At 42.1% G+C, this 26,961-nt stretch carries 21 protein-coding genes and 1 riboswitch; of the genes, 13 read left to right on the plus strand and 8 right to left on the minus strand.

Translation table 11 applies throughout. The features are described from left to right. Positions 1–89 precede the first annotated feature (89 nt). From M1F17_RS15730 to rppH, 5 genes are all read right to left on the minus strand, one after another. Positions 90–401: a prepilin-type N-terminal cleavage/methylation domain-containing protein gene (locus tag M1F17_RS15730; RefSeq protein ID WP_318837058.1), complete on the minus strand. Its 312-nt coding sequence runs from the start codon at positions 399–401 to the stop codon at positions 90–92. A gap of 317 nt (positions 402–718) precedes the next feature. Next, positions 719–1,570, minus strand: a complete 852-nt coding sequence (locus M1F17_RS15735) for a thymidylate synthase (protein WP_164455932.1) — start codon at positions 1,568–1,570, stop codon at positions 719–721. A gap of 119 nt (positions 1,571–1,689) precedes the next feature. Further along, positions 1,690–2,586 carry a prolipoprotein diacylglyceryl transferase gene (lgt, locus tag M1F17_RS15740; RefSeq protein WP_112307518.1) on the minus strand — a complete coding sequence of 299 codons (897 nt, stop codon included), beginning with the start codon at positions 2,584–2,586 and terminating at the stop codon, positions 1,690–1,692. A 162-nt stretch (positions 2,587–2,748) separates the two neighbouring features. After that, a complete protein-coding gene (gene ptsP, locus M1F17_RS15745; RefSeq protein WP_094961112.1) occupies positions 2,749–4,995 on the minus strand; it encodes a phosphoenolpyruvate--protein phosphotransferase in 2,247 nt (748 codons plus the stop codon). A gap of 3 nt (positions 4,996–4,998) precedes the next feature. Then, entirely contained in the window at positions 4,999–5,532 is a 534-nt protein-coding gene (gene rppH / locus M1F17_RS15750; RefSeq protein ID WP_004257639.1) for an RNA pyrophosphohydrolase, read from the minus strand. A gap of 112 nt (positions 5,533–5,644) precedes the next feature. Then, a riboswitch (TPP riboswitch) is annotated at positions 5,645–5,742 on the plus strand. Between the two features lie 58 nt (positions 5,743–5,800). Here rppH and thiB point away from each other — a divergent pair. From thiB to rluA, 6 genes are all read left to right on the plus strand, one after another. After that, the gene (gene thiB, locus M1F17_RS15755; protein WP_096864076.1) at positions 5,801–6,805 is read left to right on the plus strand and encodes a thiamine ABC transporter substrate binding subunit; all 1,005 of its coding nucleotides are present in this window, start codon (positions 5,801–5,803) and stop codon (positions 6,803–6,805) included. Then, the gene (gene thiP, locus M1F17_RS15760; protein WP_206277536.1) at positions 6,781–8,385 is read left to right on the plus strand and encodes a thiamine/thiamine pyrophosphate ABC transporter permease ThiP; all 1,605 of its coding nucleotides are present in this window, start codon (positions 6,781–6,783) and stop codon (positions 8,383–8,385) included. The genes thiB and thiP overlap by 25 nt, the downstream gene beginning before the upstream one ends. Next, a complete protein-coding gene (thiQ, locus tag M1F17_RS15765) occupies positions 8,378–9,088 on the plus strand; it encodes a thiamine ABC transporter ATP-binding protein ThiQ (RefSeq protein ID WP_144139815.1) in 711 nt (236 codons plus the stop codon). The genes thiP and thiQ overlap by 8 nt, the downstream gene beginning before the upstream one ends. 74 nt (positions 9,089–9,162) lie before the next feature. After that, on the plus strand, positions 9,163–11,514 hold the full coding sequence (locus tag M1F17_RS15770; RefSeq protein ID WP_164455936.1) for a DNA polymerase II: 2,352 nt from the start codon (positions 9,163–9,165) through the stop codon (positions 11,512–11,514). 377 nt (positions 11,515–11,891) lie between these two features. Beyond that, positions 11,892–14,798: an RNA polymerase-associated protein RapA gene (rapA, locus tag M1F17_RS15775; protein ID WP_004257655.1), complete on the plus strand. Its 2,907-nt coding sequence runs from the start codon at positions 11,892–11,894 to the stop codon at positions 14,796–14,798. A 144-nt stretch (positions 14,799–14,942) separates the two neighbouring features. Next, positions 14,943–15,596, plus strand: coding sequence for a bifunctional tRNA pseudouridine(32) synthase/23S rRNA pseudouridine(746) synthase RluA (rluA, locus tag M1F17_RS15780; RefSeq protein ID WP_110591266.1), 654 nt, complete (start codon positions 14,943–14,945; stop codon positions 15,594–15,596). Between the two features lie 453 nt (positions 15,597–16,049). On the opposite strand, the gene djlA is transcribed toward rluA, so the two are convergent. Then, a complete protein-coding gene (gene djlA, locus M1F17_RS15785; protein ID WP_318837059.1) occupies positions 16,050–16,865 on the minus strand; it encodes a co-chaperone DjlA in 816 nt (271 codons plus the stop codon). Positions 16,866–17,043: 178 nt separating this feature from the next. Here djlA and lptD point away from each other — a divergent pair, with 178 nt between their 5' ends. The 6 genes from lptD to apaH all read left to right on the plus strand — a co-directional run bounded on the left by lptD (position 17,044) and on the right by apaH (position 23,939). Further along, on the plus strand, positions 17,044–19,419 hold the full coding sequence (gene lptD, locus M1F17_RS15790) for an LPS assembly protein LptD (RefSeq protein ID WP_094961105.1): 2,376 nt from the start codon (positions 17,044–17,046) through the stop codon (positions 19,417–19,419). 192 nt (positions 19,420–19,611) lie between these two features. Further along, on the plus strand, positions 19,612–20,931 hold the full coding sequence (gene surA / locus M1F17_RS15795) for a peptidylprolyl isomerase SurA (RefSeq protein ID WP_036958000.1): 1,320 nt from the start codon (positions 19,612–19,614) through the stop codon (positions 20,929–20,931). Beyond that, positions 20,915–21,907, plus strand: coding sequence for a 4-hydroxythreonine-4-phosphate dehydrogenase PdxA (pdxA, locus tag M1F17_RS15800; protein WP_144139821.1), 993 nt, complete (start codon positions 20,915–20,917; stop codon positions 21,905–21,907). Before surA ends, pdxA begins: the two co-directional genes overlap by 17 nt. After that, the gene (gene rsmA / locus M1F17_RS15805) at positions 21,904–22,713 is read left to right on the plus strand and encodes a 16S rRNA (adenine(1518)-N(6)/adenine(1519)-N(6))-dimethyltransferase RsmA (RefSeq protein ID WP_180312103.1); all 810 of its coding nucleotides are present in this window, start codon (positions 21,904–21,906) and stop codon (positions 22,711–22,713) included. The genes pdxA and rsmA overlap by 4 nt, the downstream gene beginning before the upstream one ends. A gap of 18 nt (positions 22,714–22,731) precedes the next feature. Then, positions 22,732–23,109 carry a Co2+/Mg2+ efflux protein ApaG gene (apaG, locus tag M1F17_RS15810; RefSeq protein WP_004257676.1) on the plus strand — a complete coding sequence of 126 codons (378 nt, stop codon included), beginning with the start codon at positions 22,732–22,734 and terminating at the stop codon, positions 23,107–23,109. Between the two features lie 2 nt (positions 23,110–23,111). Beyond that, positions 23,112–23,939 carry a bis(5'-nucleosyl)-tetraphosphatase (symmetrical) ApaH gene (gene apaH, locus M1F17_RS15815; protein WP_180312104.1) on the plus strand — a complete coding sequence of 276 codons (828 nt, stop codon included), beginning with the start codon at positions 23,112–23,114 and terminating at the stop codon, positions 23,937–23,939. A 73-nt stretch (positions 23,940–24,012) separates the two neighbouring features. Here the strand turns inward: apaH and folA are convergent, their stop codons facing one another. Beyond that, positions 24,013–24,507 (minus strand): type 3 dihydrofolate reductase, encoded by a 495-nt coding sequence (gene folA / locus M1F17_RS15820; protein ID WP_004257684.1) that lies wholly within the window; start codon positions 24,505–24,507, stop codon positions 24,013–24,015. Between the two features lie 238 nt (positions 24,508–24,745). Between folA and M1F17_RS15825 the strand changes: the two genes are divergently transcribed. Continuing rightward, positions 24,746–25,360, plus strand: coding sequence for a LysE family transporter (locus tag M1F17_RS15825; protein ID WP_004257687.1), 615 nt, complete (start codon positions 24,746–24,748; stop codon positions 25,358–25,360). Between the two features lie 67 nt (positions 25,361–25,427). Here M1F17_RS15825 and ftsP read toward each other — a convergent pair whose 3' ends face one another. Then, on the minus strand, positions 25,428–26,843 hold the full coding sequence (gene ftsP, locus M1F17_RS15830; protein WP_004257690.1) for a cell division protein FtsP: 1,416 nt from the start codon (positions 26,841–26,843) through the stop codon (positions 25,428–25,430). Positions 26,844–26,961: the final 118 nt, after the last annotated feature.

The raw sequence follows: 26,961 nt of genomic DNA on the forward strand, positions 1-26,961 counted from the left end.
ATTCTGATTTTTTAGCTCTATACTAAAAGCACGGATCGTTCCCTGCTTACCATATAGCTGAATTGAAGTACGGCTTGCTTTACTAAGTTCTATTCCTTGGTGCCTTTTGCTGTTAACTTACCAACCTCTTGCTTGCTGTTCGCATCTTTAACATCAAGCTGCCAATCATTTCTACCAGCCTTAACGGATAATATTTGATACCTATTTAAATAGACACCTTCTGTCATTTGGCTATAAATAAACTCAGATACTTGCCTAGCCGCATCGATTAACCGCTGCCTTTCTACTTGCTGTTGCCATTGATATAAACCAGAAAAAATAACAAAAGAACAAATAAATAAAACAATCATAATCTCAATTAAGGTGAAACCACGCTGCGTTGTATTTAATTCAACTTTCATTTTGTTGTGACCCCACTTTTTATATGCAAGACAGAGATTGCCAAAAAAAATCTGTCTAGCGAGGTTTGTCATTACAAACTGCATAACGCTTCGCAACAAAATAAATAAATGCATAACAATACAAGTCAATTTGCGAGCTGCTTCGCAAAGAAATAGTTAATTCAAAATAAATGCAAGAAAGTAAATTAATTATGAACCAAGATAAAATTCATTAAGAAAGATGGGATAGATAAAGGAGGGAGGTTGATGAAATGTAAAAACACAATACTAAGATGGCTTTTCGATAAAACCATCTTAGTAAACAATTTATTCGCTAATCAAACAGTAAACGGATATTTGATAGCCTCATGGCACTGGTACCCTTCGAGAGTAAAATCATCCGAAGTCACCCATGTTTCGAGGTCTTCTAATGTCTGAATTTTGGGGTTAATAAACAATGAAGGGGAAGCAAACGGCTCACGTTTTAGTTGGACATCACGCATTAAAGTCAGTTGGTTTTCATAAATATGTGCATTCACAATTTTATGGTAAGCCTTACCTGCTTTATGCCCTGTAATACGAGCCATAAGAGCGAGCAAAACAAAACATTGTACTTGGTTGAAATTTAAACCGAGCGGTACATCACAGCTACGTTGGTAAGATGTTAAATGTAAGGTATCACCTAACAATGAAAAAGTATGAGTATGCATGCAGGGACGCAAGCAACCCATTTCAAATTCACCAGGGTTATAGAAAGTGATAATTTCTGCGCGGTCATCAATTCCATTTTTTAAGTTATTGACGACTTTTTTCAGCTGATCTAAATGTGTTCCATCTGGGCGTTGCCATGAGCGCCCTTGAACACCATATACGCGGCCCATATCATCCTCACCTTTGCGATAAGGGTTATTCAGCCATGCTTGGTTCTCATTTGCATTGGCATTCCATGTATTACAACCAATTTCACGAAATTGAGCCGCATTGTCGTATCCACGTAGATAACCAAGAAGCTCAGCTATCGCCGCTTTATAAAAGCTTTTACGAGTCGTAATCAAGGGGAATTGATTATTGCCCACATCATATTCAAGGTCAGCGTTAATAACGGTTAAACAACGAACACCTGTTCGTTTATTCTCAACCCATTGCCCTTCATCAATAATACGTTGGCATAAATCAAGATACGGCTTCATAGAGACTCTCTTTTAAAAAAATAACTTAAGTGGCTAACCTTTGTCTTGTTGTACTTCATTGCTTTATTTACAAAATAGTTATATTCAACAGACTAAGTTAGCCCCAATAATTGTACTTATTAACTCTTTTTAGGCTCTTTTAGTGGCTTATGGGCTGGCACATTTTTGCCATATTTGTAAGCCCAAACAATCATCAGAACTCCAATAATAATCATCGGAATTGATAGAATTTGTCCCATACTAATACCACCAAATAAACCAAGCTGTGCGTCTGGTTGCCTAAAGAATTCAACAATAATCCTAAATGCACCATAACCAATCAAGAATAACCCAGAAACACTCCCCATTGGACGAGGTTTACGCACAAATAAGTTCAAAATAAGGAACAGAACAATTCCCTCTAAGAACATTTCATAAAGCTGTGATGGGTGTCTTGGTAGCACACCATACTGCTCTAATATGGGTAATAACGAAGGGTCCTGTGCGGCAAGTTGAATATCTTCACTGCGTGAATGTGGGAATAAAAATGCCCATGGCGTATCGAGTGTTACTCGTCCCCATAGCTCCCCATTAATAAAGTTCCCAATACGGCCCATGCCTAAGCCAAATGGGATCAATGGTGCAACAAAGTCAGATACTTGCAGGAAACGACGGCGAGTACGGTGAGCAAACCACATCATGGCACATATCACACCGATTAGGCCGCCATGGAAGGACATGCCACCATCCCAAACCTTAAATAGATATAAAGGATCATCAAGAAAAACAGGGAGATTATAAAAGAAAACGTAACCTAACCGACCACCGACAAATACGCCAACAAAGCCAACATACAGCAAGTTTTCTACTTCGTTTTTTGTCCAGCCACTATTGGGTTTTGCAGCGCGACGCCCTGCTAGCCAAAGGGCAAAAACAAAGCCAACAAGGTACATAAAGCCATACCAGTGTAACGATACTGGCCCAATCGAGAACATAACAGGATCTATTTCCGGAAATGCTAAGTAGTTGTTACTCATTGTTCCCCACTTTTTAATCATTAAGCCAACTACTCGTCGACTATTACGTATTCAACAGGCTTCAATTTGTGAAGCCCCTGAAGCATACAACAAAAAGTATAGTCATTTATACTTGATATTTTTCAAACTAAACCAAATTAAATACTTACATCTTGTTGTAAGTTAAATCCCACCACGTACAAAACCGCCTAAATGGTGTTGCTCCATAAATTCACTCGCCTCTAGCCTGACACTATCACTCGTTTCCGCAGACAATAACTTCGGTACTAACTGCGACATCAAGGCTGGGTCAAGCTGGCGGATTAAATATTTCATGCGAGGAACACTACGCCCACTCATACTTAAGGAGCGATATCCTAGAGCAATTAATACCATTGCGCTGAGTGGCTGCCCTGCCATTTCCCCACAAACACTTACAGGGAGTTGAAGGCGTTGGCACTCTTCACTTACTTTTGCTAAAAAGCGCACAATTGAGGGATGAAGATTATCATATAGCGCCGCTACATGGGTGTTATTACGGTCAACAGCAAGTAAATATTGTGTAAAGTCATTAGTCCCGATAGAGATAAAATCAACGCGTTTTTTTATTTCCGGTAATAGAAATAGCAAAGAAGGAACTTCAAGCATAATACCAATTTGGGGCATCTCAACTGGCATTTTTAATAAAAAACTCACTTCGTCCCTTGCTCTTTTTATCAGCAAAATTGCTTCGTCTATCTCATTAACACTGGTCACCATCGGTAATAAAATACGTAAATTACCTGAAAACATATTCGCCCGTAACATAGCCCTTAGCTGGATTAAAAAAATCTCGGGCTGGTCCAACATGATGCGAATACCGCGCCAGCCTAAGCTTGGGTTTTCTTCGCTAATTGGCATGTATGGCAACTGTTTGTCAGCCCCTATATCAAGGGTTCTTAACACTACAGGCTTGGTAGGGAAAAGTTGTAAAACTTCTTTATAGAGTTGTTTTTGCTCATCTTCCGAGGGAAAACCATTGTGCAACATAAAAGGCAGTTCAGTACGATACAGGCCAACGCCATCAACCCCTGTGTTAATCTGTTGCTCGTAGCGCGGACTTAAACCTGCATTAAGGTAAATATGAACTTGTTCGCCGCCTTTAAGTGTTGCATCTTGTTCAAGAGTTCCTTCCGCTAAGCGACTAATAACATTTTCTTCTTCAATGATTTGCTGGTATTCCTGAACAATTAAATTTTCAGGTTCAATAAAGAGCTCACCACGGTAACCATCCAATATTAAATGGCGGTTATGTAATAACGAAGGCTCAATATCCGCCCCCATAATTGCAGGAATTCCCATAGCTCTGATTAAAATAGCTGAATGAGAATGCGTTGCTCCGTCACGCACAACCACACCGGCAAGTTGCTCAATAGGTAACTCCGCCAATACACTAGCACTTAATTCATCAGCAACTAAAATAAAACGTTCTGGCCATTGCTCATTTGCGGTAAGTGAATCATCAAGATGAAATAATAAGCGTTGACCTAATGCTTTTAAATCTGCCCCTCTTTCCCTTAAATAAAGGTCACGCAGGCGAGAAAACTGCTCTACATAATTTTCAATAACTGTTTTAACTGCCCATTCAGCAGTTGCGTTATCATTGATGGCGGCAAACAGATGTTTTTTTAGCTGCGGGTCACTCAGTAAATGATTATAGAGATCAAATATCGCCGCACTTTCTTTTGCCGAGCTCGCCATAAAACGTTTACTAATACGACGACATTCCGCTGTAGCACTTTCGAGGGCGGCGACAAGGCGTTGTTTTTCTTTGTCGATATCAATAGCGCTTGCTTGAAAAATACTATCTAAAGAAGGTTGGGAACTATCTTGCCATCCATAAGCCATTGCAATTCCTTGTGATACAGGAATCGCTTTAATTCTATTTTGCCGATATTGCCCAAAAATACCTTTTGCTTGTGCTTGCGACAAAATCACGGCGAGTTGCATCGACAACGTTACCATGAAAGATTCTTCGGTTTCATTAAACAGCCGTTTTTCCCGTTGCTGTACGACCAGCACGCCTAATAATTGGCGACGGTATACCACGGGAACACCTAAGAAAGCTTTTAATTGTTCTTCTTTAAGCTGAGGCAGGAATTTATATTGAGGATGTTCACGAATATCGGCTAGATTGAGCATCTCAGACTGGCGCCCTACGGCCCCTACGACACCTTCATCAAAACCTAGACGAATAGCAATCCCGCTAGGTTTTTTTAACCCGCGGGTTGCCATTAAGTAATAGCATTGGCGAGGGTGATCAGCTAAATAAATGGAACAAACGTCTGTTCTCATTGCTTTGCAGGTCTCATTCACCAACACTTCTAGCGCATCAGTCAAACTTGTCGCCATTGCAACTTTTTCGACAATTTCACGTAAACGCGTCAACATAGGCTACTTTGCTCCACGCCTACGGTTATTAAAAGAGGGCCGTTGTGGTAATTTTTGTTCCTGTAAAGGCATAACTACGGGAGCGAATTCTTTCATGACACGCCGATAAACTTCACGTTTGAAAGAAACCACCTGCCTAACAGGATACCAATAACTGACCCATCGCCAGCCATCAAACTCTGGCGATTTACTGCGCTGCACGTTTATATCGGCATCATTGCATTGAAGTTGAAGTAAAAACCAACGCTGTTTCTGCCCAATACAAACAGGTTTTGTATCCCAACGCACCAAACGCTTGGGTAATTTGTAACGTAACCAATTACGGGTAGATGCCAATAACCTGACATCCTTACGCTGTAGCCCGACTTCTTCGTATAGCTCACGATACATCGCCTGTTCCGGCGATTCCCCAGGATTGATGCCTCCTTGAGGAAACTGCCATGAGTGTTGACCATAGCGGCGGGCCCATAAAACTTGCCCTTGCCGATTACAAATTACAATTCCTACATTCGGGCGGTAGCCATCATCATCAATCACAGACTACCTCAATAACCAAATTTGAAAGATGCCTAATTGTTTCACACATACCTAAACTGGTAAACCTATATCAATACAGTTTGCAGATATGTCTGAAGTCACTACAATAGTGAACATCTCAACGGGGTGCCGAACTTATTTCGGCTGAGAAATAACCCGTAGAACCTGATCCGGTTAATACCGGCGTAGGGATTTGAGCCTCCGTCTGCATATCTGCACCGGTTTCTCCTCAAATCCTGTGTCACTATCTTTTAGCGCAGGAAAAAGCATGTTTAAAAACAAAATTATAGCATCGTTCTTTACCTTTGGTGCACTCAGTTTAAGTCAATTAGCATGGGCGGATAAACCAACGCTTACTGTTTATACCTACGATTCCTTTGCCGCAGAGTGGGGTCCAGGACCACAAATTAAAAAAAATTTCGAAGCGCAGTGCGATTGTGAATTAAAAATAGTGGCGCTGGGGGATGGTGTAGCCCTGCTAAACAGACTCAGAATGGAAGGAAAAAATAGCAAAGCAGATGTGATTTTAGGGTTAGATAATAATTTATTAGATTCTGCTGAAAAAACAGGCCTGTTTGCTCCTGCCGACATTAATACCAGTGCATTGAAGCTGCCTATTTCGTGGGATAGCTCAACCTTCATTCCTTATGACTATGGCTATTTCGCATTCATATATGACACTAATAAAATTAAACAACCACCAACAAGTATGGATGCATTATTAAATAGTGAAAATAATTGGAAAATTATTTACCAAGATCCTCGAACCAGTACGCCCGGACTTGGCTTAATGCTGTGGATTGAAAAACTGTATGGCGACAAGTCTGCGGATGCATGGCAAAAAATGGCAGGCAAAACACTTACCGTAACTAAAGGTTGGAGTGAAGCTTATGGCCTGTTCTTAAAAGGGGAAGGTGATTTTGTACTCAGTTATACCTCATCGCCGGGTTATCAAATGCTTAATGACCAAAAAGATAACTATGCTGCGGCATTATTTAATGAGGGTCACTATATGCAAGTTGAGGTGGCAGCAAGGCTGAAAAATAGCCCACAGCCGGAGCTTGCCAAGCAGTTCTTGCAGTTTGTCTTAACGCCTGAATTCCAAAATACCTTGCCAACAACAAACTGGATGTATCCGGTCATTGATATTCCCTTACCTGAGGTATACAACCAGTTACCTCTACCTGAAAAAGCCTTACAATTTAGTTCTCAAGAAGTGGCCAAAGAACGCCAAAATTGGACTCGTTTATGGCAAACCGCCGTCAGTCGCTAATTAATTTGTCTCTACTACCGGGGGCGTTGGCCTCCGGATTACTGATTACGGTTGCACTCATTAGTTTTGGTGCACTGTGGTTTTTTGCACCTGAAATTTCAATGGCTGACATTATTAGCGATAGCTATTTGTGGCATGTGATTGGGTTTACCTTTTGGCAGGCTTTTTTATCCGCCATTTTTTCTGTAATCCCTGCTATTTTTCTTGCAAGAGCACTGCACCGCCGTCGTTTTTTTGGACGAACCCTATTTTTACGCCTATGTGCAATGACATTGGTTCTTCCGGTATTAGTTGCCGTGTTTGGTATTTTATCAGTTTACGGGCAAACGGGTTGGCTGGCTAAACTTTGTCAATTACTGGGATTTAATTACACCTTTTCACCTTATGGCCTAAAAGGCATTTTGCTAGCACATGTTTTCTTTAATATGCCACTAGCGACTCGTATGCTATTACAGTCTTTAGAAAATATCGCTATTGAGCAGAGACAAATTGCAGCACAACTGAGGTTCAATGAGTGGCAGCAATTTACTATTTTAGAATGGCCTTATTTACGGCGGCAAATATTACCTACTGCTGCGTTAATTTTTATGCTGTGCTTTGCCAGCTTTGCGACTGTGCTCGCTCTGGGCGGAGGTCCTGCAGCAACCACTATCGAATTGGCTATTTACCAAGCTCTTAACTATGATTTTGATTTAGGGCGAGCCACTATTTTGGCATTAATTCAGCTGTTCTTCTGTGTCGGTTTAATGTTTATCTGCCACAAAGTAAATAGTGTATTTTCAGTAGGTTTTAGCCACCAAGCACAATGGGTTGACCCTGCTGATAACGCATTTCGTCGCATTCGAGATTTGTTGCTCATTGTCGCTGCCATGTTATTGCTACTTCCCCCACTATTCGCGGTTATTTTCGATGGGTTAAATGGGCAACTTTGGGCGGTATTGCAGCAACCCGCCTTATGGCAAGCCACGGCAACCTCTGTGTTTATTGCACTGTGTGCTGGTGCTGTCTGCGTGGTACTTACTTTAATGTTGTTATGGAGCAGCCGTGAATTGCGCTTACGCCAAGCGGCTCGTCTAGGGCAAGCCTTAGAACTTAGTGGGTTAATTATTTTAGCCATGCCCGGTATCGTGCTCGCGACAGGTTTTTTTATCTTTTTTAATGAAACGGTAGGCTTACCTGAATCCCCTTACCCATTAATTATCATGACTAATGCTTTGTTAGCCATTCCCTATGCGTTAAAAGTATTAGAAAACCCTATGCGAGACAGCGCTGAACGCTATAACCCATTGTGCCAATCACTTGGCATTTCTGGTTTTAATCGTTTCCGAATTATTGAACTTAAAGCATTACGCAAACCTATTTCCCAAGCTCTCGCATTTGCTTGTGTTATCTCAATTGGTGATTTTGGTGTTGTCGCGTTATTTGGCAATGATAACTTCCGCACACTCCCTTATTATCTTTATCAGCAAATAGGGGCTTACCGGTCAAACGATGGGGCTGTTACGGCCATGTTATTATTATTACTTTGCTTTTGCTTATTTAGCTTGATTGAACGTATCTCAGGAAAACACCATGATTAAATTGACTCAGCTAGATTACCAATACGACAACCTGACAATGTCATTTGATTTTTCTGTTCAGTCTGGTGAGTCTGTGGCAGTTATGGGGCCAAGTGGTGCTGGGAAAAGTACGCTATTAAGCCTGATTAGCGGCTTTCAATTTCCCCAAAGCGGAACGATTGTGCTCAATGGCGAAGACCATACTTTTAGCCCTCCAGCTAAGCGCCCTGTTTCTATGTTATTTCAAGAAAATAATTTATTTTCACACCTGACAATCCGGCAAAACATTGGTCTTGGACTGCAACCCAATTTACGTCTGAATAAAACGCAAATTCAGCGAGTTGAGCAAATGGCGAGCCGTGTCAGCCTGAGTGAATGTTTAGATAGGTTACCGGCACAACTGTCGGGGGGGCAACGTCAACGCGCGGCATTAGCACGCTGCATGATCCGCAATCAACCCATTTTACTGCTTGATGAGCCTTTTTCAGCTCTCGACCCTGCATTACGCCGAGAAATGCTGCTATTACTCAGGGAAATTTGTGCAGAAAAATCAATCACATTGTTAATGGTTTCGCATAATGTTGATGATGCTTTACAAATTGCCCCGCGGACACTGGTTATTGCAGAAGGGAATATTGCCTACGATGGTGATACTCAATACCTATTACAGGGACAAAGCGCTGCGTCTGCTTTACTGAGTATCACAAGCGTTTCCAATAATTAGCACTGTATAAATTCACACTATTCGCGTATATTTATCGTAACTATTTTTTATGCAAGTTTTATGCGAGTAGCCTAATGACCCAACTTATCGCTCCAGCAGAAAGAGGCTTTATTCTTAGCCGTCACTGGAAAGACACCCGCCACGGTGTTGAGGTCTCTTATTGGCTACTCACTGATAACCAACCTCAAAAGGTCACCGTTCCCTATCAAAAAGCCATTGGCTTTTTAGCTGAATCTCAATTCCCTCAAGTAAAACATTTATTAGATGAACAATCCAATATTACCTACCGGCCCCTTGAATTAATTGATTTTAAACGCGAAAAAGTCTATGCGATTTATTGCCACCAATATCGACAATTACAGAATCTTGAAAAAAGCTGCAACGAATTGGGTGTCGAATTATTAGAAACAGATATTCGCCCGAGTGAACGGTATCTAATGGAACGCTTTATCGCGGCCTCTGTCTGGTTTTCTCAAAATCAGCAAGGGGAGTTTCAACTAAAACCTTGCGAAGGCTACCGCCCCTTAATCAAAGCTGTTTCCCTTGATATCGAAACCAGCCAACATGGTGAACTCTATTCTATAGGGCTGTCTGGCTGTGGTGACAATGTGGTATTTATGTTAGGGCCAGAACAAGGGCCTGCATTGAGCTCTGAACATCGCTTAATCTATGTGAATAGCCGCCCGCAATTACTTCATAAGCTCAATGAATGGCTTCACCAATACGACCCTGATGCCATCATTGGTTGGAACCTAATCCAATTCGACTTACAAGTATTACAAAAGCATGCTGAGCGTTATGGCATCCCATTGTTGTTTGGTCGACAAAACAAAAAATTGGAGTGGCGAGAGCATGGCTTTAAGCAAGGGGTATTTTTTGCCGCTGCTGAAGGCCGGTTAATTATTGATGGCATTGATGCATTAAAAGCAGCAACATGGAGTTTTTCATCATTTAGTTTAGAGTTTGTCGCTCAAGAACTCCTTGGCGAAGGTAAAGCGATTGATACCCCTTATGACCGAATGGATGAAATCAACCGCCGCTTTGCTCACGATAAACCCGCTCTAGCACACTACAATATTCAAGATTGTATTTTAGTCCATCGGATCTTTGAAAAAACCGATTTAATGGCTTTCTTGCAAGAACGTTCAACAGTAACTGGCCTTGCTGTTGATAAAATGGGCGGATCTGTTGCAGCATTCTCACACCTTTATATTCCCCGTCTACACCGCCTTGGCTTTGTCGCTCCCAACCTGACGGAACATAAAATGCAACTGAACCCCGGGGGCTTTGTCATGGACTCCCAACCTGGGCTATATGACTCCGTATTAGTTTTGGATTATAAAAGCCTATATCCTTCAATTATTAGAACTTTTCTCATCGACCCTGCGGGTATGATTGAAGGATTAGCGCATCCAGACCTTGAATATTCTGTTCCCGGTTTTCGCCAAGCTTGGTTTTCTCGTACAACCCACTGTTTACCCGATATTGTCAGCCATATCTGGCAAGAACGGGATAAAGCTAAAAAAGAGCATAATGCCCCACTATCCCAAGCGTTGAAAATTATTATGAACGCATTTGCTGGGGTACTAGGCGCTGAAGGGTGCCGTTTTTTTGACCCAAGACTGACTGCATCAATCACCATGCGTGGCCATGAAATTATGCGTACAACCAAACGTTTGATTGAGTCACAGGGTTACCAAGTTATTTATGGGGATACCGACTCCACATTTGTATGGTTACGAGACGCCCACAATGAAGAGCAAGCGCAAAAAATTGGCTTTGCTTTACGTGATTACGTGAATAGCTGGTGGAAAAAACATTTAGCTGAAGAATGGCAATTAGAGGGGGTTTTAGAGCTTGAATATGAAACCCATTACCGCCGATTTTTGATGCCAACGGTACGTGGTGCTGAAATGGGGAGTAAAAAACGCTATGCAGGGCTGAGTAAAGACACCATGGTATTTAGAGGGCTGGAAACCATTCGCTCAGACTGGACCCCCTTAGCACAAATATTCCAAAAAGAGCTCTATACCCGTATTTTTTATCGCCAACCTTACCGTGAATATATTCGTGAATATGTGCAAAATATTCGTTCAGGCCAATATGATGACCGTTTAGTTTACCGTAAACGCCTGCGCCGAAAATTGACTGATTACCAAAAAAATGTTCCTCCGCATGTTCGAGCTGCTCGTACCGCTGATGACTATAATTTAAAATTACAGCGCCCTTTGCAATATCAAAATGGTGGTTGGATAAACTATATTATCACTCAGGCAGGGCCTGAACCGCTGGAAATCATCACGGCAAAACCGGATTACGAACATTATATTTCCAAGCAAATCAAACCAATAGCAGATGCTATCTTGCCTTTCTTACAAGATGACTTTGATACCCTGCTAACTGGGCAAATTACCCTGTTGTTTTAAAATTTATTCTACCTTTGATGTTTTTTTAACAGGTGACGATAGCCTTCGGTTGAATTAATATATCGCCCCTTTGGTGTCTCGCACGTCTGGCTACACAAATTATGCGTGATAATCAACAATACTCATTATAATTCAAATAGACTGACTCATTGTCTCGGCCACAAGCCCAGCAAACGCCTTAGTGCTCACTTTGCTGCAATTTGAATAATTAAATGTGTATAATTAATCATCAGGTAACGACTATTTTTAAAATAATTCGAACTCTTCCTTGTGTAACTATTAATGAGCTACACCAACACTGGGCGAAGACACTGATAAAAATTGTCTTAAAAAATCTAAAAAATAAACTCTCAATTTTATGGAATTAAGTTAAATCTATGCCATTTACTCTTGGTCAACGCTGGATCAGCGATACAGAAAGCGAACTTGGATTAGGTGCCGTCGTGGCAATTGATGCCCGAATGGTAACGTTGCTTTTTCCTGCTAGTGGCGAAAACCGCCTTTACTCTAGCAGTGATGCCCCTATTACCCGAGTGATGTTTAATGAAGGTGATACCATTACCAGTCACGAAGGCTGGCAACTTCAAGTTGAAAGCATTGAAGAAGATAAAGGATTATTGACTTACATCGGCACACGTTTAGATACGCAAGAAACCGGTGTGAGCCTTAGAGAAGTGTTCCTTGACAGCAAGCTCACATTCAATAAGCCGCAAGATCGTCTATTTGCTGGGCAAATTGACCGTATGGACCGTTTCGCTTTACGCTTTCGTGCGCGCAAATTCCAAAGCGAGCAAGTCAAACACCAAGCAACAGGCTTACGCGGTATTCGTGCAAGCCTGATCCCACACCAATTACATATTGCCAATGAAGTGGGAAAACGCCACCATCCGCGCGTATTACTCGCTGACGAAGTCGGCTTAGGTAAAACCATTGAAGCGGGGATGATTATCCACCAGCAATTAATGGCAGGCCGTGCAGAGCGCGTCTTAGTTATTGTTCCTGATAGCTTACAGCACCAATGGCTGGTTGAGATGCTACGCCGCTTTAATCTGCGTTTTTCTTTGTTTGATGATAGCCGTTACAGTGAAGCACAGCATGATAGTGATAACCCATTTGAAACAGAACAACTCGTTCTGTGTTCACTGGATTTCGTCCGTCGTAACAAGCAGCGTTTTGACCAATTAGTTGAAGCAGGCTGGGATATGATGGTCGTCGACGAAGCTCACCACTTACAGTGGAGTGAGACCGCCCCGAGCCGCGAATATCAAGTTATTGAAACATTAGCTGAAAATATTCCTTCTATTTTGCTATTAACCGCAACACCAGAGCAACTTGGCCAAGAAAGCCACTTCGCTCGCCTGCGTTTACTTGACCCTAGCCGTTTTCATGATTACCAAGACTTTATTGCTGAGCAAGAAAACTACCGTCCTGTTGCTGATGCGGTTTCACTGTTGCTGTCGGGTGACAAACTGACTAATGACCAGCAAAATTTACTTAACGAATTAATCAAAGAACAAGATATCGAACCACTGCTAAAGGCTGCAAATCTTGAAGGTGAAGATGGCAATGCTGCGCGCCAAGAGCTGATCAACATGTTAATGGACCGCCATGGTACTAGCCGCCTGTTGTTCAGAAATACCCGAAATGGCGTCAAAGGCTTCCCTCGTCGTGAATTACATTCGTTAAAAATGCCATTGCCCACCCAATACCAAACCGCAATTAAAGTGGCTGGTATCATGGGCAGTAAAAAAGACGTTGAAACACGTGCAAAAGAAATGCTCTACCCTGAGCAAATTTACCAAGAGTTCGAAGGTGAAAACGCCACGTGGTGGAACTTTGACCCGCGGGTTGAGTGGTTAATGGGCTTTTTGACCGCAAACCGCCATGAAAAAGTGTTAGTGATCTGCGCGAAAGCCGCAACTGCACTACAATTGGAGCAAGTGTTACGTGAACGCGAAGCGATTCGTGCTGCCGTGTTCCACGAAGGGTTATCGTTATTAGAACGTGACCGAGCTGCTGCCTATTTTGCATCTCAAGAAGAAGGCGCGCAGGTTCTATTATGTTCTGAAATCGGTTCTGAAGGGCGTAACTTCCAATTTGCTAACCAGTTGGTGATGTTCGACCTGCCGTTTAATCCAGACTTACTCGAGCAACGTATCGGCCGTTTAGACCGTATTGGACAAAGCCGTGATATCAGCATTCATGTGCCTTATTTAGAAAATACCGCACAATCTGTGTTGATCCGCTGGTATCACGAAGGCTTAGATGCCTTTGAACATACCTGCCCAACAGGCCGAGCTATCTACGATAAATACTACCAACCATTACTGCAATTTATGGCTGAACCGACAGTCACAGAAGGTTTTGATGATTTTATTAAAACCTGCCGTGCAGAGCATGACAGCTTGAAATTACAATTGGAACAAGGCCGTGACCGTTTGCTTGAAATGCATTCAAACGGTGGCGAGTCTGGCAATCTGTTGGCTGAAGAAATTGGTGAAGGTGATAACGATACCGAATTGGTTAACTTTGCACTCAATCTTTTTGATATTGTCGGTATTAATCAAGAAGATAAAAGTGATAACCTGATTATCCTCACACCTTCAGACCATATGTTAGTACCTGATTTCCCAGGACTTCCTCAAGATGGTTGCACCATCACGTTTGATAGAGAGCAAGCACTTTCTCGTGAAGATACGCAATTTATCAGCTGGGAGCACCCTATTATTCGTAATGGTTTAGATTTAGTGCTATCTGGCGATACCGGCAGCTGTGCGGTTTCTTTATTGAAAAACAAAGCGCTGCCTGTTGGCACCTTATTGACTGAACTGATTTACGTTGTGGAAGCTCAAGCACCTAAGCACCTGCAAATTAGCCGTTTCTTACCCGCAACTCCGGTACGCTTATTAATTGATTTAAAAGGTAATAACTTATCATCTCAAGTTGAGTTTGAAAGTTTTAACCGCCAATTAAATGCCATTAACCGCCATATGGCAAGCAAACTGGTCAATGCAGTACAAAATGAGGTTCATTCGGTATTACGCTTATCTGAGCCAATGATCGAAAAAGAAGCCAAGGCATTGATAGAAAATGCAAAAGAAGCGGCTGATAAGGCGCTAACGTTGGAGCTTTCTCGTTTAGAAGCACTAAAAGCGGTCAACCCAAATATCCGTGATGAAGAACTTGATATTATTGAGGAAGAACGCCAACAACTGATGACTAATATCGACCAAGCTACATGGCGACTAGATGCGATTCGTTTAGTTGTGGTAACTCATCAGTAGCCGACTTGCTGTGAGTACGCTGTCGCTCATTCAAATAGCTTATTATTAGTAATTTGAATTATAGTAAGCGTAAACTAAAATAGTCACTTATTTCTCCCTCATCTGAGGGAGAAATTATTTAAAAGCTTCGGAGTTACACACGTTATGATGGAACCCTACCAACCTGCTGTTGAACCTTGGTTGCATATACTTTACCAAGATGATCACATCATTGTGGTGAATAAACCTAGCGGGTTACTCTCTGTTCCCGGAAAAGCGCCAGAGCACCATGACAGCATTATGAGCCGTGTTCAGCGTGATTTTCCCGCCGCTGAATCCGTACATCGGTTAGATATGGCGACAAGTGGCGTCATGGTTGTGGCACTGCACAAAAAAGCTGAACGCGAACTTAAACGCCAATTTAGAGAGCGTGAGCCGAAAAAATTCTATATTGCTCGTGTTTGGGGTCATTTAGAAAAAGAAGAAGGCTTGGTTGATTTGCCGCTAATTTGTGATTGGCCAAACCGCCCTAAGCAAAAAGTGTGTTTCGAAACAGGGAAATCAGCACAAACCGAGTACCAAGTTTTACAATATGAAGAACAAGCCACTCGCGTAAAGCTTTCCCCTATTACGGGTCGTTCGCACCAACTTAGAGTCCATATGTTAGCGTTAGGTCACCCTATCCTTGGTGATCGCTTCTATGCTCACGATGAAGCCAAAGCGCTAGCTACTCGCTTACAATTACATGCTCAGGAATTATACATCACCCACCCTGAATACGGCACGCCAATGCATTTTACCTGCCCACCGGATTTTTAACGGTCTCTAATCGATTGATTAGATTTCAATATTACCAGTGCAGAAATTAACTCACTCTGTTTTTGCGCTGATTATTTTTCCGTTTGTTTTTATCCTAAGAACATACATAACTATGTAACTATGTAACTAGGGTGCGCGAGCGCAGCCAACAAAAAACGGGAGCGAAATAATCCATTTTAATTATTCCCCTGATTTCCCCTAAATAGTTCGTGTTGCAGCTAGGCGGCAAGAGAGCAAATCCTTAGGAGCGTAGATAACTACGTGACTAGGGTTCATGAATGAAGACAACAAAGCGAGATTTTTTGGTTTTTCTTCGTTAGCCTGATTTCCCCTAAATAGTTCGTGATGCAGCTAGGCGGCAAGAGAGCGAATTCCTAGGAGCATACAGTAGTATGTGACTAGGGTTCGCGAGCGCAGCCAACAACGCTGCGGCGCGAAATATGACGGGGAAATTTATTTGAAGCCGAGCTCCTTCTTAACTAAGTCATAAGCTGCTTGGATTGATTGCGCTTTCTGCTTCGCTATTTCCATCATTTCTGGCGGCAAACCTTTCGCAACCAATTTATCTGGGTGATGTTCGCTCATTAATTTACGATAGGCACGCTTAATTTTTGTTGGATCATCACTCGGGGACACACCAAGGACTTTACAAGCATCTTCAAGGGTTGGGCCATTCGATTGCTGATAATACCCTCCTGATTGCTGCTGAGAGTACCCTTGGCCAAATTGGCGACCACTTTGGATAATATCCAAGAACTGTTCAAACTGAACCTTAGAAATACCTAACTCTTCAGCAATGATAAACAGCACTTTTCTTTCGTTTGGGTGTAGCTGCCCATCTGCAAAAGCTGCCTGTAATTGAATTTCCAGAAACATCTGAATCAAGTCAAAACGGCCATAACAGGCCATACGTAATTGTTTTAATACATCACGTAATGGAAAGTTAGGGGATTTGCCTTCTCTAAATGCTTGTTGAGCCGCTTTTCGTGTTTCTCCGTGTAATTGCATTCTGTCCATTAAATTGGTTGCAAGCTGAATATCTGTCTCGGTTACACGGCCTTTGGACTTCGTTAAATGCCCCAAAATTTGGAAAGTGCTAGCAAAGAAAATAATTTGGCGATCACGCTTATTCATTCTCCCTGCAAATTTACGTTGAATCGATGCTTTATCAAAACCATGCCCAATAATTAACCCAATTAGCGCCCCCCAAAAACCCAATCCAGAGACGATTGCGAGTATAACGCCAATAATTTTGCCCCAATAGTGCATATATCCCTCAATTCTTCAATGCTCAAAATGCAATTTTGCATTATCATACTATTCATTCAGCTCTATGCATAACTACCCGCGCGTAAAGTTTCTTACATTATACTGGCGCAAAGTGGTTGGCTAAGTTAGTCTTTGAGCGTTTGCTGGCGATGCCAATGATGACGGAACCCCATATTTAATGATGAAAAAAAGCTATCCAACACTACTCGCCACCATGGTATGGGCGGCAATTTATAGTCAGCAAGCGCATGCTGACCTTGCACAGCAGTGTATGCTGGGTGTCCCTGTTTACACAAAACCGATTGTAAAAGGTGACCCTAACGACCTGCCGATTCACATTACCGCTGAAGATGTCCGTGGTGAATACCCTAATTTTGTTGAATATGAAGGTAATGTCGATATTCAACAAGGGAACCAAACATTAACCGCTGATAAGGTTAAGCTCACGCAAACAGAAACTGCGGGTGAACTTCCTGTCCGTGAAGTAACCGCCACCGGTAATGTTCACTACGATGACCCACAAATTATCTTAAAAGGCCCTTCTGCGTGGTCTAACTTAGATAATAAAAACACTGATGTGAATGATGGTAACTACATGATGGTAGGCCGTCAGGGACGTGGTGATGCGACGAAAATGAAAATGCGTGGTGAAAACCGTTATTCTATTATGGAAAATGGCACATTCACGACCTGTTTGCCCGGCAATAATAGCTGGAGCGTTGCGGGCTCTGAAGTGATTATCGACCGCGAAGAAGAAGTGGCTGAAATTTGGCATGCACGTTTTAAAGTGGGTGACGTGCCTATTTTCTATAGCCCATATATGCAATTGCCGATTGGTAATAAACGCCGTTCCGGTTTTTTAATTCCGACGGGAAGCTATTCAAGTAACGATGGGCTAGAGTTCTCATTACCTTATTATTGGAATATTGCGCCAAACTACGATGCCACGATTACCCCACAGTTTATGACCCACCGTGGAGTAAAATTAAATAATGAATTCCGTTACCTCATTGCTCCCGGTACAGGCACCGTGGCCTTTGATTTTCTAAATCATGACCGAGCTTATATCAAGGACAAAGAACGTGGTAAGCGTGAAGACCGTGATAGTGATGACCGTTGGTTATTCTATTGGCGCCATTCTGGGACTTACGCGGAACACTGGAACTTCAGCTCTGACTATACCAAAGTGAGCGACCCTAGCTATTTTACAGACTTTAGTTCCCAGTATGGCAACACCACTGATGGCTATGCCACTCAAAAATTCAGTGCAGGTTATTCAGATACAAATTGGAATACAAAAGTTACTCACAAACAATTCCAAATTTTTGCTGATAACCCCAACAAACGTGCTTATAAAGCAGAGCCACAAGTGGACTTCAATTATTATAAAAATAATTTAGGTGCCTTTGATGTGCATACTTACGCACAAGCCGCGCGTTTTACGAGTGTGGGGAAAAATAACCCTGATGCAACGCGCTTACACATCGAGCCAGAAGTAAACCTGCCATTATCTAATGGCTGGGCGAATATGAATAACAGCATCAAATTGTATGCGACTCATTACGACCAAGATATCCCACGCTCGAATACAGATAAAAGCTTAGAAAAAAATGTGACACGTGTTCTACCAATGTTTAAAAGCGATGCAAAAGTTGTCTTCGAACGAGACCTTTTCCAAGGTAGTGATTTCGTTCAAACATTAGAACCACGTGTCCAATATTTATATATTCCGTATAAAGATCAAGATAATATCAATAACTTTGACTCTTCATTGTTGCAGTCAGACTATAGTGGTTTATTCCGTGACCGAATTTACAGTGGCCTTGACCGTATCGCCTCTGCAAACCAGTTCACCACAGGTGTTACAACCCGCGTGTATGATGATGCTTTAGCTGAGCGGTTTAATTTCTCAGTAGGTCAAATTTATTATTTCGAACGCCCACGTGCGGGTGATTCAAATCGCCCAATTGATGATAAAAGTAACACTGGTTCATTATTGTGGGCCACTGACTCTATGTGGCGAATTGATGATAATTGGGGCTTGCGTGGTGGTTTACAATATGACCGCCGCCTCGGTAATGTCACCATGGGGAATGCGGTTGCAGAATACCGTTTAGATGCCGATCGTTTAGTTCAGTTGAACTACCGTTTCGTTGACCGCGATTATATTCAAGCAACCTTCCGTCGTGAAGATACTGCGAATGGCGGCTATACCTATACGCTGCCTGAATACCAACGTGGTATTTCACAAGTGGGAACTGTTGTTAGTTGGCCATTAAGCGAGCGCTGGGGTTTTGTGGGCTCATATTATTATGATACCAAACAACAGCAACCTGCGAGCCAACTTGTTGGTTTGCAATACAATACTTGCTGCTGGGCGGTCAACCTTGGCTATGAACGTAAGATAGTTGGTTGGCAAAAAGAGAAGTTCAGCAGTGAATATGACAATAAATGGTCAATCAATGTGGAACTTAGAGGCCTAAATAACAATCATAGTTTAGGTAGTCAGAAGATGTTAGAAAGTGGCATTATGCCTTATCAACGTGCTTTCTGATAAAAATAACATAGAGTTACTGTCAATAACTCAGGTGCAGTTAGGCGACAAGTGATTGAGTCGCTAGGAGCATACACAAGTATGTGACTAGTGCGAGTGAGCGCAGTCAACAACACTGCAACTTGAAGTATGACGAGTAAAAAGAGATTAGCCCGCTTTTGCGGAATCAAAGTCAATATTTATAGGACCATTATGAAGAATTGGAGAACGCTTATTCTGGGACTGATGTTCGCAAGCTCCACTGCTTTGGCTGCGCCTCAGCAAATGGATAAAGTGGCTGCGGTCGTCAATAACGGTGTTGTGCTGGAAAGTGACGTCCAGAATATGATCAACACAGTAAAACTGAATGCTCAGAACGCACGTCAACAGGTGCCTGATGATCAAACTCTGCGTCATCAGATCCTTGAGCGTCTCGTTATGGATAACATCATTTTGCAAATGGCTAGCCAAATGCAAATCAATATTCCAGATGAAGCCGTGGATGCAACTATTACTGATATCGCTCGTCAAAACGGTTTAACACTACAGCAAATGCAACAACGTTTAACCGCTGATGGCATCAATATGAATCAGTATCGTAGCGAAATTCGTAAAGAGATGCTGATTGCTGAAGTGCGTAACAATGAAGTTCGCCGTCGAGTGACTATTTTACCTCAAGAGGTTGATTCTCTTGCTGAACAAATGAGCTCACAAGCAAATTATGAGATGGGCGTTAATTTAAGCCATATCTTGATTCCGTTAGCAGAAAACCCAACACAGGAACAACTAAAAACCGCTGAAGCATTAGTGGATAAAATTTTAGCTGAACTGAAAAAAGGCGGAGATTTCGGTAAGTTAGCTATCGCTTATTCAGCAGATCCTCAAGCACTGAAAGGCGGTAATATGGGTTGGTCACGCCTGCAAGAATTACCCGTTGTGTTTGCTGAACAACTGAAAAATGCGAAAAAAGGTGATGTTGTCGGCCCTATTCGCTCTGGTGTCGGCTACCATATTTTACGTGTTAACGATGTCAGTGGTGGCAGCCAACCTATTTCTGTCACAGAAGTGAAAGCACGCCACATCTTGATTAAGTCATCACCAATTATGGATGATGCACAGGCAAGACAAAAATTAACCAAAATTGCTCAGGAAATTCGTTCAGGCAAAATCTCATTTGAAGATGCAGCAAAAGAAAACTCTGAAGACCCAGGTAGTGCGTTAAAAGGCGGTGAATTAGGTTGGAATATGCCTGATATCTATGACCCAGCTTTCCGCGATGCGCTAATGAGACTGAATAAAGGCGAATTAAGCCAACCTGTTCAATCAAACTTTGGATGGCACCTAATTCAATTAGAAGACACACGCAACGTTGATAAAACAGACGCGGCGCAAAAAGATCAAGCTTACCGTTTACTGTTTAATCGTAAATTTAACGAAGAAGCACAAAGCTGGATGCAAGAACAACGCGCTTCTGCTTACGTGAAAATAGTTGATGGTCGTGACAGCCAATCTACAGATGAAAAAACAAATTAAGCCTGTTGTTATCACCCCCGGCGAGCCAGCCGGGGTTGGTCCAGACCTACTTATTCAGCTAGCTCAACAGCAATGGCCTGTTGAGTTGGTTGCTTGTGCCGATCCTGATTTATTACGCCAGCGTGCCAAAGCGCTAAATTTGCCTCTGACATTAACTGAATATTCCCCCAATTCAATTAATGAAGAACAGCCTGCAGGTCACTTATCCGTTCTACCTGTTCATTTAGTAACGCCTGCAAAGGCAGGTGTACTTAATGTTGATAATGGCCAATATGTTGTGGAGAGCTTAGCAAAAGCATGTGACGGCTGTTTAAATGGCGAATTTTCAGCGCTTGTAACAGGTCCCGTACATAAAGGGATTATTAATGATGCAGGCATGTCATTTAGTGGTCACACGGAATTCTTTGCACAACGAAGTGGCTGTGAACGCGTTGTTATGATGCTAGCTACCGAAGAACTGCGTGTTGCATTAGCCACAACGCATCTGCCACTCAAGGACGTGTCGGCCGCTATTACCCAACAAAGCCTTCATGAAGTCATCACCATTTTACACCATGATTTACAAACCAAATTTGGTATTGAAAAACCGGCCATCTATGTTTGTGGTTTAAATCCACATGCAGGAGAAGGCGGCCATATGGGTACCGAAGAAATTGATACTATAGAGCCTGCACTTGAAAGCCTACGTACAAAAGGGATTAATTTGATTGGGCCATTGCCTGCAGATACCCTATTTCAAGCTAAGTATTTAGACCATGCAGACGCAGTGTTAGCAATGTATCACGATCAGGGCCTTCCTGTGTTAAAATACCAAGGTTTTGGCAGAGCAGTAAATATCACTCTCGGCCTGCCTTTTATCCGTACCTCTGTCGACCATGGGACAGCCCTTGAGCTCGCGGGGACGGGTCATGCTGATGCGGGAAGTTTTATCACCGCATTAAAGTTAGCTATCCAAATGACATCTAAGAATACATGAATAATCGAGTCCATCAGGGGCACTTTGCCCGCAAACGTTTCGGGCAGAACTTTTTAACTGACCAATTTATTATCGACAGCATCGTGGATGCCATGAACCCGCTGCCAGGTCAGTCCATTGTAGAAATTGGTCCCGGCTTAGGTGCCTTAACCGAACCTGTCGGTAGCCGAATCGATAAAATGACCGTAGTTGAACTTGACCGTGACCTTGCCGCACGTTTACACATTCACCCTCAACTAAAAGATAAATTGACTATCATTCAGCAAGATGCAATGACAGTAGATTTTGGTGAATTAGCCAAACAAGCGGGCCAGCCCCTGCGTGTTTTTGGTAACTTGCCTTACAACATCTCCACACCGTTAATGTTTCACTTATTCACATTCACCAATTCTATTTCTGACATGAATTTCATGTTACAAAAAGAAGTGGTGAATCGTCTGGTTGCAGGACCAGGTAGCAAAGCCTTTGGGCGCTTGAGTGTTATGGCGCAATATTATTGCAACGTGGTGCCTGTGTTGGAAGTACCACCAACCGCATTTACACCAGCGCCAAAAGTAGATTCAGCCATTGTTAGGTTGATTCCTCATCGTGAAAACCCGTATCCGGTAAAAGATATTAAATTTTTAAGCCGTATTACCACACAAGCTTTCAACCAACGCCGTAAAACGATTCGTAATAGTTTAGGAGATTTATTCAGCGTTGAAGAGTTAACAGAACTGGGTATTGATTTAAGCACCCGAGCAGAAAATATTTCTGTTGAACAATATTGTAAAATGGCAAACTATCTCTCTAACCGTTCAGAATAGTCTGTTGAAGGAGGCACTATGCTTAATGAGCCGAATGTAAGCATCCAAGTTCAGAGTGTCTATATAGAAAGCCAATCTCAACCCGATATTGCGAGATATGTGTTTGCTTACACTATCTGCATTCGTAATTTAGGACGAGAGCCTATTCAATTAATGAGCCGTTATTGGCTCATTACTAACAGTGATGGCCATAAGACCGAAGTTCAAGGTGAAGGCGTGGTTGGTGAACAACCGCTTATCCCACCAGGAAAAGAATACCGTTATACCAGTGGCGCAATCCTTGAAACTCCAATGGGTACGATGGAAGGTTATTATGTGATGATAAGCACACAAGGGGACAGTTTCCACGTTGATATCCCTGCTTTTCGTCTTGCTATCCCAACACTGATTAATTAATTATGTCGACATATTTAGTAGGTGATATTCACGGTTGTTATCGTGAGCTCCATGACTTGATGGAAAGTGTCCATTTTGATCCAACCAAAGACACACTGTGGTTAACAGGCGATCTCATTGCCCGCGGAACTGAATCACTGCAAGTTTTACGCTATGTAAAAAGCCTTGGTTCTGCCGCACGTTTAGTGCTTGGCAACCACGATCTCCATCTGTTAGGAATTTACTGTAAAATTAGTCGTAACAAGCCGAAAGATCACCTCGATGAGTTATTACATGCACCTGATCTTGACGAACTGATCAATTGGTTACGTCGCCAACCTTTATTACAAATTGATGAAGAAAAAAAGATCTTGATGACTCATGCAGGTATAACACCACAATGGGATATCGAAACAGCACGAATGTGTGCAAGGGAAGTTGAAGCCGTGCTGTCTAGTGATGCATATCCATTATTCATCGACTCCATGTATGGTGACATGCCAAATAACTGGTCTGAAAGCTTAATGGGGCTAGCTCGTTTGCGTTTTAGTACCAATGCCTTAACACGCCTGCGCTACTGTTTTCCAAACGGACAGCTAGATATGATTTGCAAGGAAAACCCTAAAAAAGCGCCCGCTCCGCTAAAACCCTGGTTCGATCTACCCAGTAAAATTCCTGAGGATTACTCAGTGTTTTTTGGTCACTGGGCATCCCTTGAAGGGAAATGCACTCCTGATAACGTTTATGCTTTAGATACGGGTTGCTGCTGGGGAGGGGAATTAACGCTATTCCATTGGGAAACTAAGCAGTACCACCAGCAAAAGTCATATCAAAAAAGCCGTAAAGAGTAATTTTTTGCCTAGTTAATTGCAAGTTATAGCAAAATGGCGCAATTAAGCGCCATTTTTGCATTCTAACTAAAAATTAGTCTCTTTTAGTTAAGATCTCAAAACAATAACCATGGGTATTGTTTTCGTCAGCTTCATGGTATTCGGTAAAAATAGAATCCCATTCATCAGGCTCATAAGCCGGAAAATGAGTATCTCCGATAACTTCAGCATCAACGTGAGTCAAATATAATTTATTCGCTAGCGGTAAAAATTGTTGATAAACTTTACCACCGCCAATTACCATCACCTCTTCAACATTTTCAATTGCTTGCGCTGCAGCCAATGCTTCTTCAATTGACGTTACCCAAATAACATCAGAATCAGTACCAGGAGCACTACTTAATACAATATTCACACGTTGTGGCAATGGGCGCCCAATTGATTCATAGGTAACACGGCCCATGATAACCGGTTTGTTTAACGTATTTCGTTTGAACCACGCTAGATCCCCCGGCAAATTCCAAGGCATCGCTTTTTCCATGCCGATAACCTGATCGATCGCCATTGCTGCGATTAAGCTAATATTCATCTACTCACCTTAGAAACAAGATATAAAAATTGAGCACACTATACGGAAAGAGAATTGCTTCGTCGACTAAATTTAAACTTCCTTAAACAGGTTTGAATCACTTATACTCGAATTGATAAACTTATGACTAAAAATAACATTTAAAAACAAAATGAACCCTCTAAGACCAGTCTAAATGTGAGTGTCATTAGCAGGTCATTTTTATTTACCAACATTGAACGGGAAAAGAGATTATAACATGTACGAAACGAGTATTATGGTTGCGACCATCGCTGCACTCGGTATGCTTTCTCCAGGGCCAGATTTCTTTTTGATTGTTAAAAATTCAGCACGCTATCAACGCTCTGCCGCATTAATGTCTGCATGTGGTGTGATAGTCGCTATCGCTTTGCATATGTCTTACTGTGTTGCAGGCCTCGCTGTCTTGATTACAACTACGCCTTGGCTGTTTAATATCTTAAAATACGCGGGTGCAGCCTATTTAATTTGGATCGGTGTCAAAAGCTTACTTCCGCAATCCGGCCATAGCGTTGATCTAACAACCAGTAAACACGAAATTGTTTCATTCAAAAAAGCCTTTATGCAAGGTTTTCTCTGTAATGTATTAAACCCAAAAGCCACGCTGTTCTTTTTAGCGGTTTTTACCCAAGTGCTAGATATTAATTCCACTGTTGGCGAAAAGCTGTGGTTTGCCTTTATTATTTGGGGTTTAGCCGTCATCTACTGGCCTATTTTAGTATTTTTAATCCAAAGTGCCCCTGTAAGAAAAGGCCTGGCAAAGGTGCAAAAATACGTTGATAAGGTTCTCGGCGTTGTATTAATCGCCTTTGGTATTCGAGTGGCGCTAAGCTAGCTTTGTCAACAACCTAAAGCAGGCTAAATGCCTGCTTATTGGATATTCAATATTGTTGTAATACGAATTATTGCATGGTGTCTTGCGGTGCAACAACCAACTGCCCTACAGACCCTAAATCCGCCTTCTCTAAATTGTGGCTATAAAATAAGAACGGGAAATGGTTATAGGACGGTTGCATCATTTGAACTAATAATTCAACTCGGCTATCAACCCACACAGTATCTTTCCAGCCATAATCTTCTGGCGGTGTTGGTTTACCATTACGGTTTAAGACCTTAAAGCGCACACCTTCAATGTGAAATGCTTGCGGTTCATTCGTCGTCACAACCCAACGTTCCCAATTGCCTTGGCGGCTTGAGAAATCAACCCTGTTTGTATCAATAGTCGCATTATTAATACCAAAACCATCATTAAGGTGAATATTACGTTGTGTAATACTGGATGTGACTTGCGTTTTATCTTCAACTAATTGTGCCGGTAAACCATCCGTTACCAATGACATTAATCCAGTTGCCTTGATAGTTAATACATTGGTTGAAATTAAGCTATTCGATGGTTCAAATAGCCCTTTTAAACGGTCCATAAAGGTAGCCGACTCGCCCGCAGTAATGGTTAACTCTTGCGTTTTCGCCATATCAATCAAGACTTCACGCCGTTCCCCCGGTGCTAATGGGAGTTCCTGAACACTAACAGGTACAGTTAATAACCCTTGATCAGATGCAATCAATGAAAATGGGCGACCATCACTGATTTTCATTACATAATAACGGGAGTTCGACGCATTTAATAATCGTAGACGTACCCACCCTCGAGAAACTTCAATGTATGGATTTTGTACGCCATTAACCAGTAATGAATCGCCTAAAAACCCGTTTTCATCGGCTTTGTATTCAGGGACGCCAAAATTATCTAAACGCTTATCTTGAATAATGACAGGAAAATCATCAACACCATAGTGTTTAGGTAAACGCAGGTTTTTCGTCACATCATCTTCGATGATCCACATCCCCAATAAACCATTGTAGACTTGCTCGCCCATTTTCCCTTGAGTATTTGCATGATACCAAAGCGTTGCTGCATTTTGACGTATCGGGATCACTGGAGACCAGTCCGCATTAGGTGAAATTAACCTTGCCGCTCCACCAATTTGTGTTCCTGGTATTTGCAACCCGCTGATTGTCATCGAAACGGCTTCAGGTAAGCGATTACTATAAATAAGCTTAATATCATCGCCATTTTTTACTTTGACTGTCGGCCCAGGGGAAGAACCATTTACTCCCCAAATATCGGCTGAATATTTTCCATCATAAGACCAATGAATTTTTTGTAATGTTAAAAATAATGGCTGTCCAGACCGTGATTCTAATAATGGTGGCACAGGTAAAGCTGTCGCCCCCTCTGCATTTGCATAAATTGGCACATAGGACAAACATAGAGCCACCCCCGCCGCTATCAGGGCTTGGCATCGATTGAATGACATAAATTCTCCGCTAAACAAAAATTCCAGCGCATTTTATTATTTAGTATTGTAGATTTTCAGCCTATAAAATGGCTAATTTATGATTGGACCCAGCAATATAACAACTTAGATACAACAA

The sequence above is a fragment of the Providencia sp. PROV073 genome (assembly GCF_033688125.1).
GTDB lineage: Bacteria > Pseudomonadota > Gammaproteobacteria > Enterobacterales > Enterobacteriaceae > Providencia > Providencia hangzhouensis.

Coding starts and splice junctions, on each gene's coding strand:
- M1F17_RS15730 (WP_318837058.1), bottom strand. CDS start 401: ATGAAAGTTGAATTAAATACAACGCAGCGTGGTTTCACCTTAATTGAG.
- M1F17_RS15735 (WP_164455932.1), bottom strand. CDS start 1,570: ATGAAGCCGTATCTTGATTTATGCCAACGTATTATTGATGAAGGGCAA.
- lgt (WP_112307518.1), bottom strand. CDS start 2,586: ATGAGTAACAACTACTTAGCATTTCCGGAAATAGATCCTGTTATGTTC.
- ptsP (WP_094961112.1), bottom strand. CDS start 4,995: ATGTTGACGCGTTTACGTGAAATTGTCGAAAAAGTTGCAATGGCGACA.
- thiB (WP_096864076.1), top strand. CDS start 5,801: ATGTTTAAAAACAAAATTATAGCATCGTTCTTTACCTTTGGTGCACTC.
- thiP (WP_206277536.1), top strand. CDS start 6,781: ATGGCAAACCGCCGTCAGTCGCTAATTAATTTGTCTCTACTACCGGGG.
- thiQ (WP_144139815.1), top strand. CDS start 8,378: ATGATTAAATTGACTCAGCTAGATTACCAATACGACAACCTGACAATG.
- M1F17_RS15770 (WP_164455936.1), top strand. CDS start 9,163: ATGACCCAACTTATCGCTCCAGCAGAAAGAGGCTTTATTCTTAGCCGT.
- rapA (WP_004257655.1), top strand. CDS start 11,892: ATGCCATTTACTCTTGGTCAACGCTGGATCAGCGATACAGAAAGCGAA.
- rluA (WP_110591266.1), top strand. CDS start 14,943: ATGATGGAACCCTACCAACCTGCTGTTGAACCTTGGTTGCATATACTT.
- djlA (WP_318837059.1), bottom strand. CDS start 16,865: ATGCACTATTGGGGCAAAATTATTGGCGTTATACTCGCAATCGTCTCT.
- lptD (WP_094961105.1), top strand. CDS start 17,044: ATGATGAAAAAAAGCTATCCAACACTACTCGCCACCATGGTATGGGCG.
- surA (WP_036958000.1), top strand. CDS start 19,612: ATGAAGAATTGGAGAACGCTTATTCTGGGACTGATGTTCGCAAGCTCC.
- pdxA (WP_144139821.1), top strand. CDS start 20,915: ATGAAAAAACAAATTAAGCCTGTTGTTATCACCCCCGGCGAGCCAGCC.
- rsmA (WP_180312103.1), top strand. CDS start 21,904: ATGAATAATCGAGTCCATCAGGGGCACTTTGCCCGCAAACGTTTCGGG.
- apaG (WP_004257676.1), top strand. CDS start 22,732: ATGCTTAATGAGCCGAATGTAAGCATCCAAGTTCAGAGTGTCTATATA.
- apaH (WP_180312104.1), top strand. CDS start 23,112: ATGTCGACATATTTAGTAGGTGATATTCACGGTTGTTATCGTGAGCTC.
- folA (WP_004257684.1), bottom strand. CDS start 24,507: ATGAATATTAGCTTAATCGCAGCAATGGCGATCGATCAGGTTATCGGC.
- M1F17_RS15825 (WP_004257687.1), top strand. CDS start 24,746: ATGTACGAAACGAGTATTATGGTTGCGACCATCGCTGCACTCGGTATG.
- ftsP (WP_004257690.1), bottom strand. CDS start 26,843: ATGTCATTCAATCGATGCCAAGCCCTGATAGCGGCGGGGGTGGCTCTA.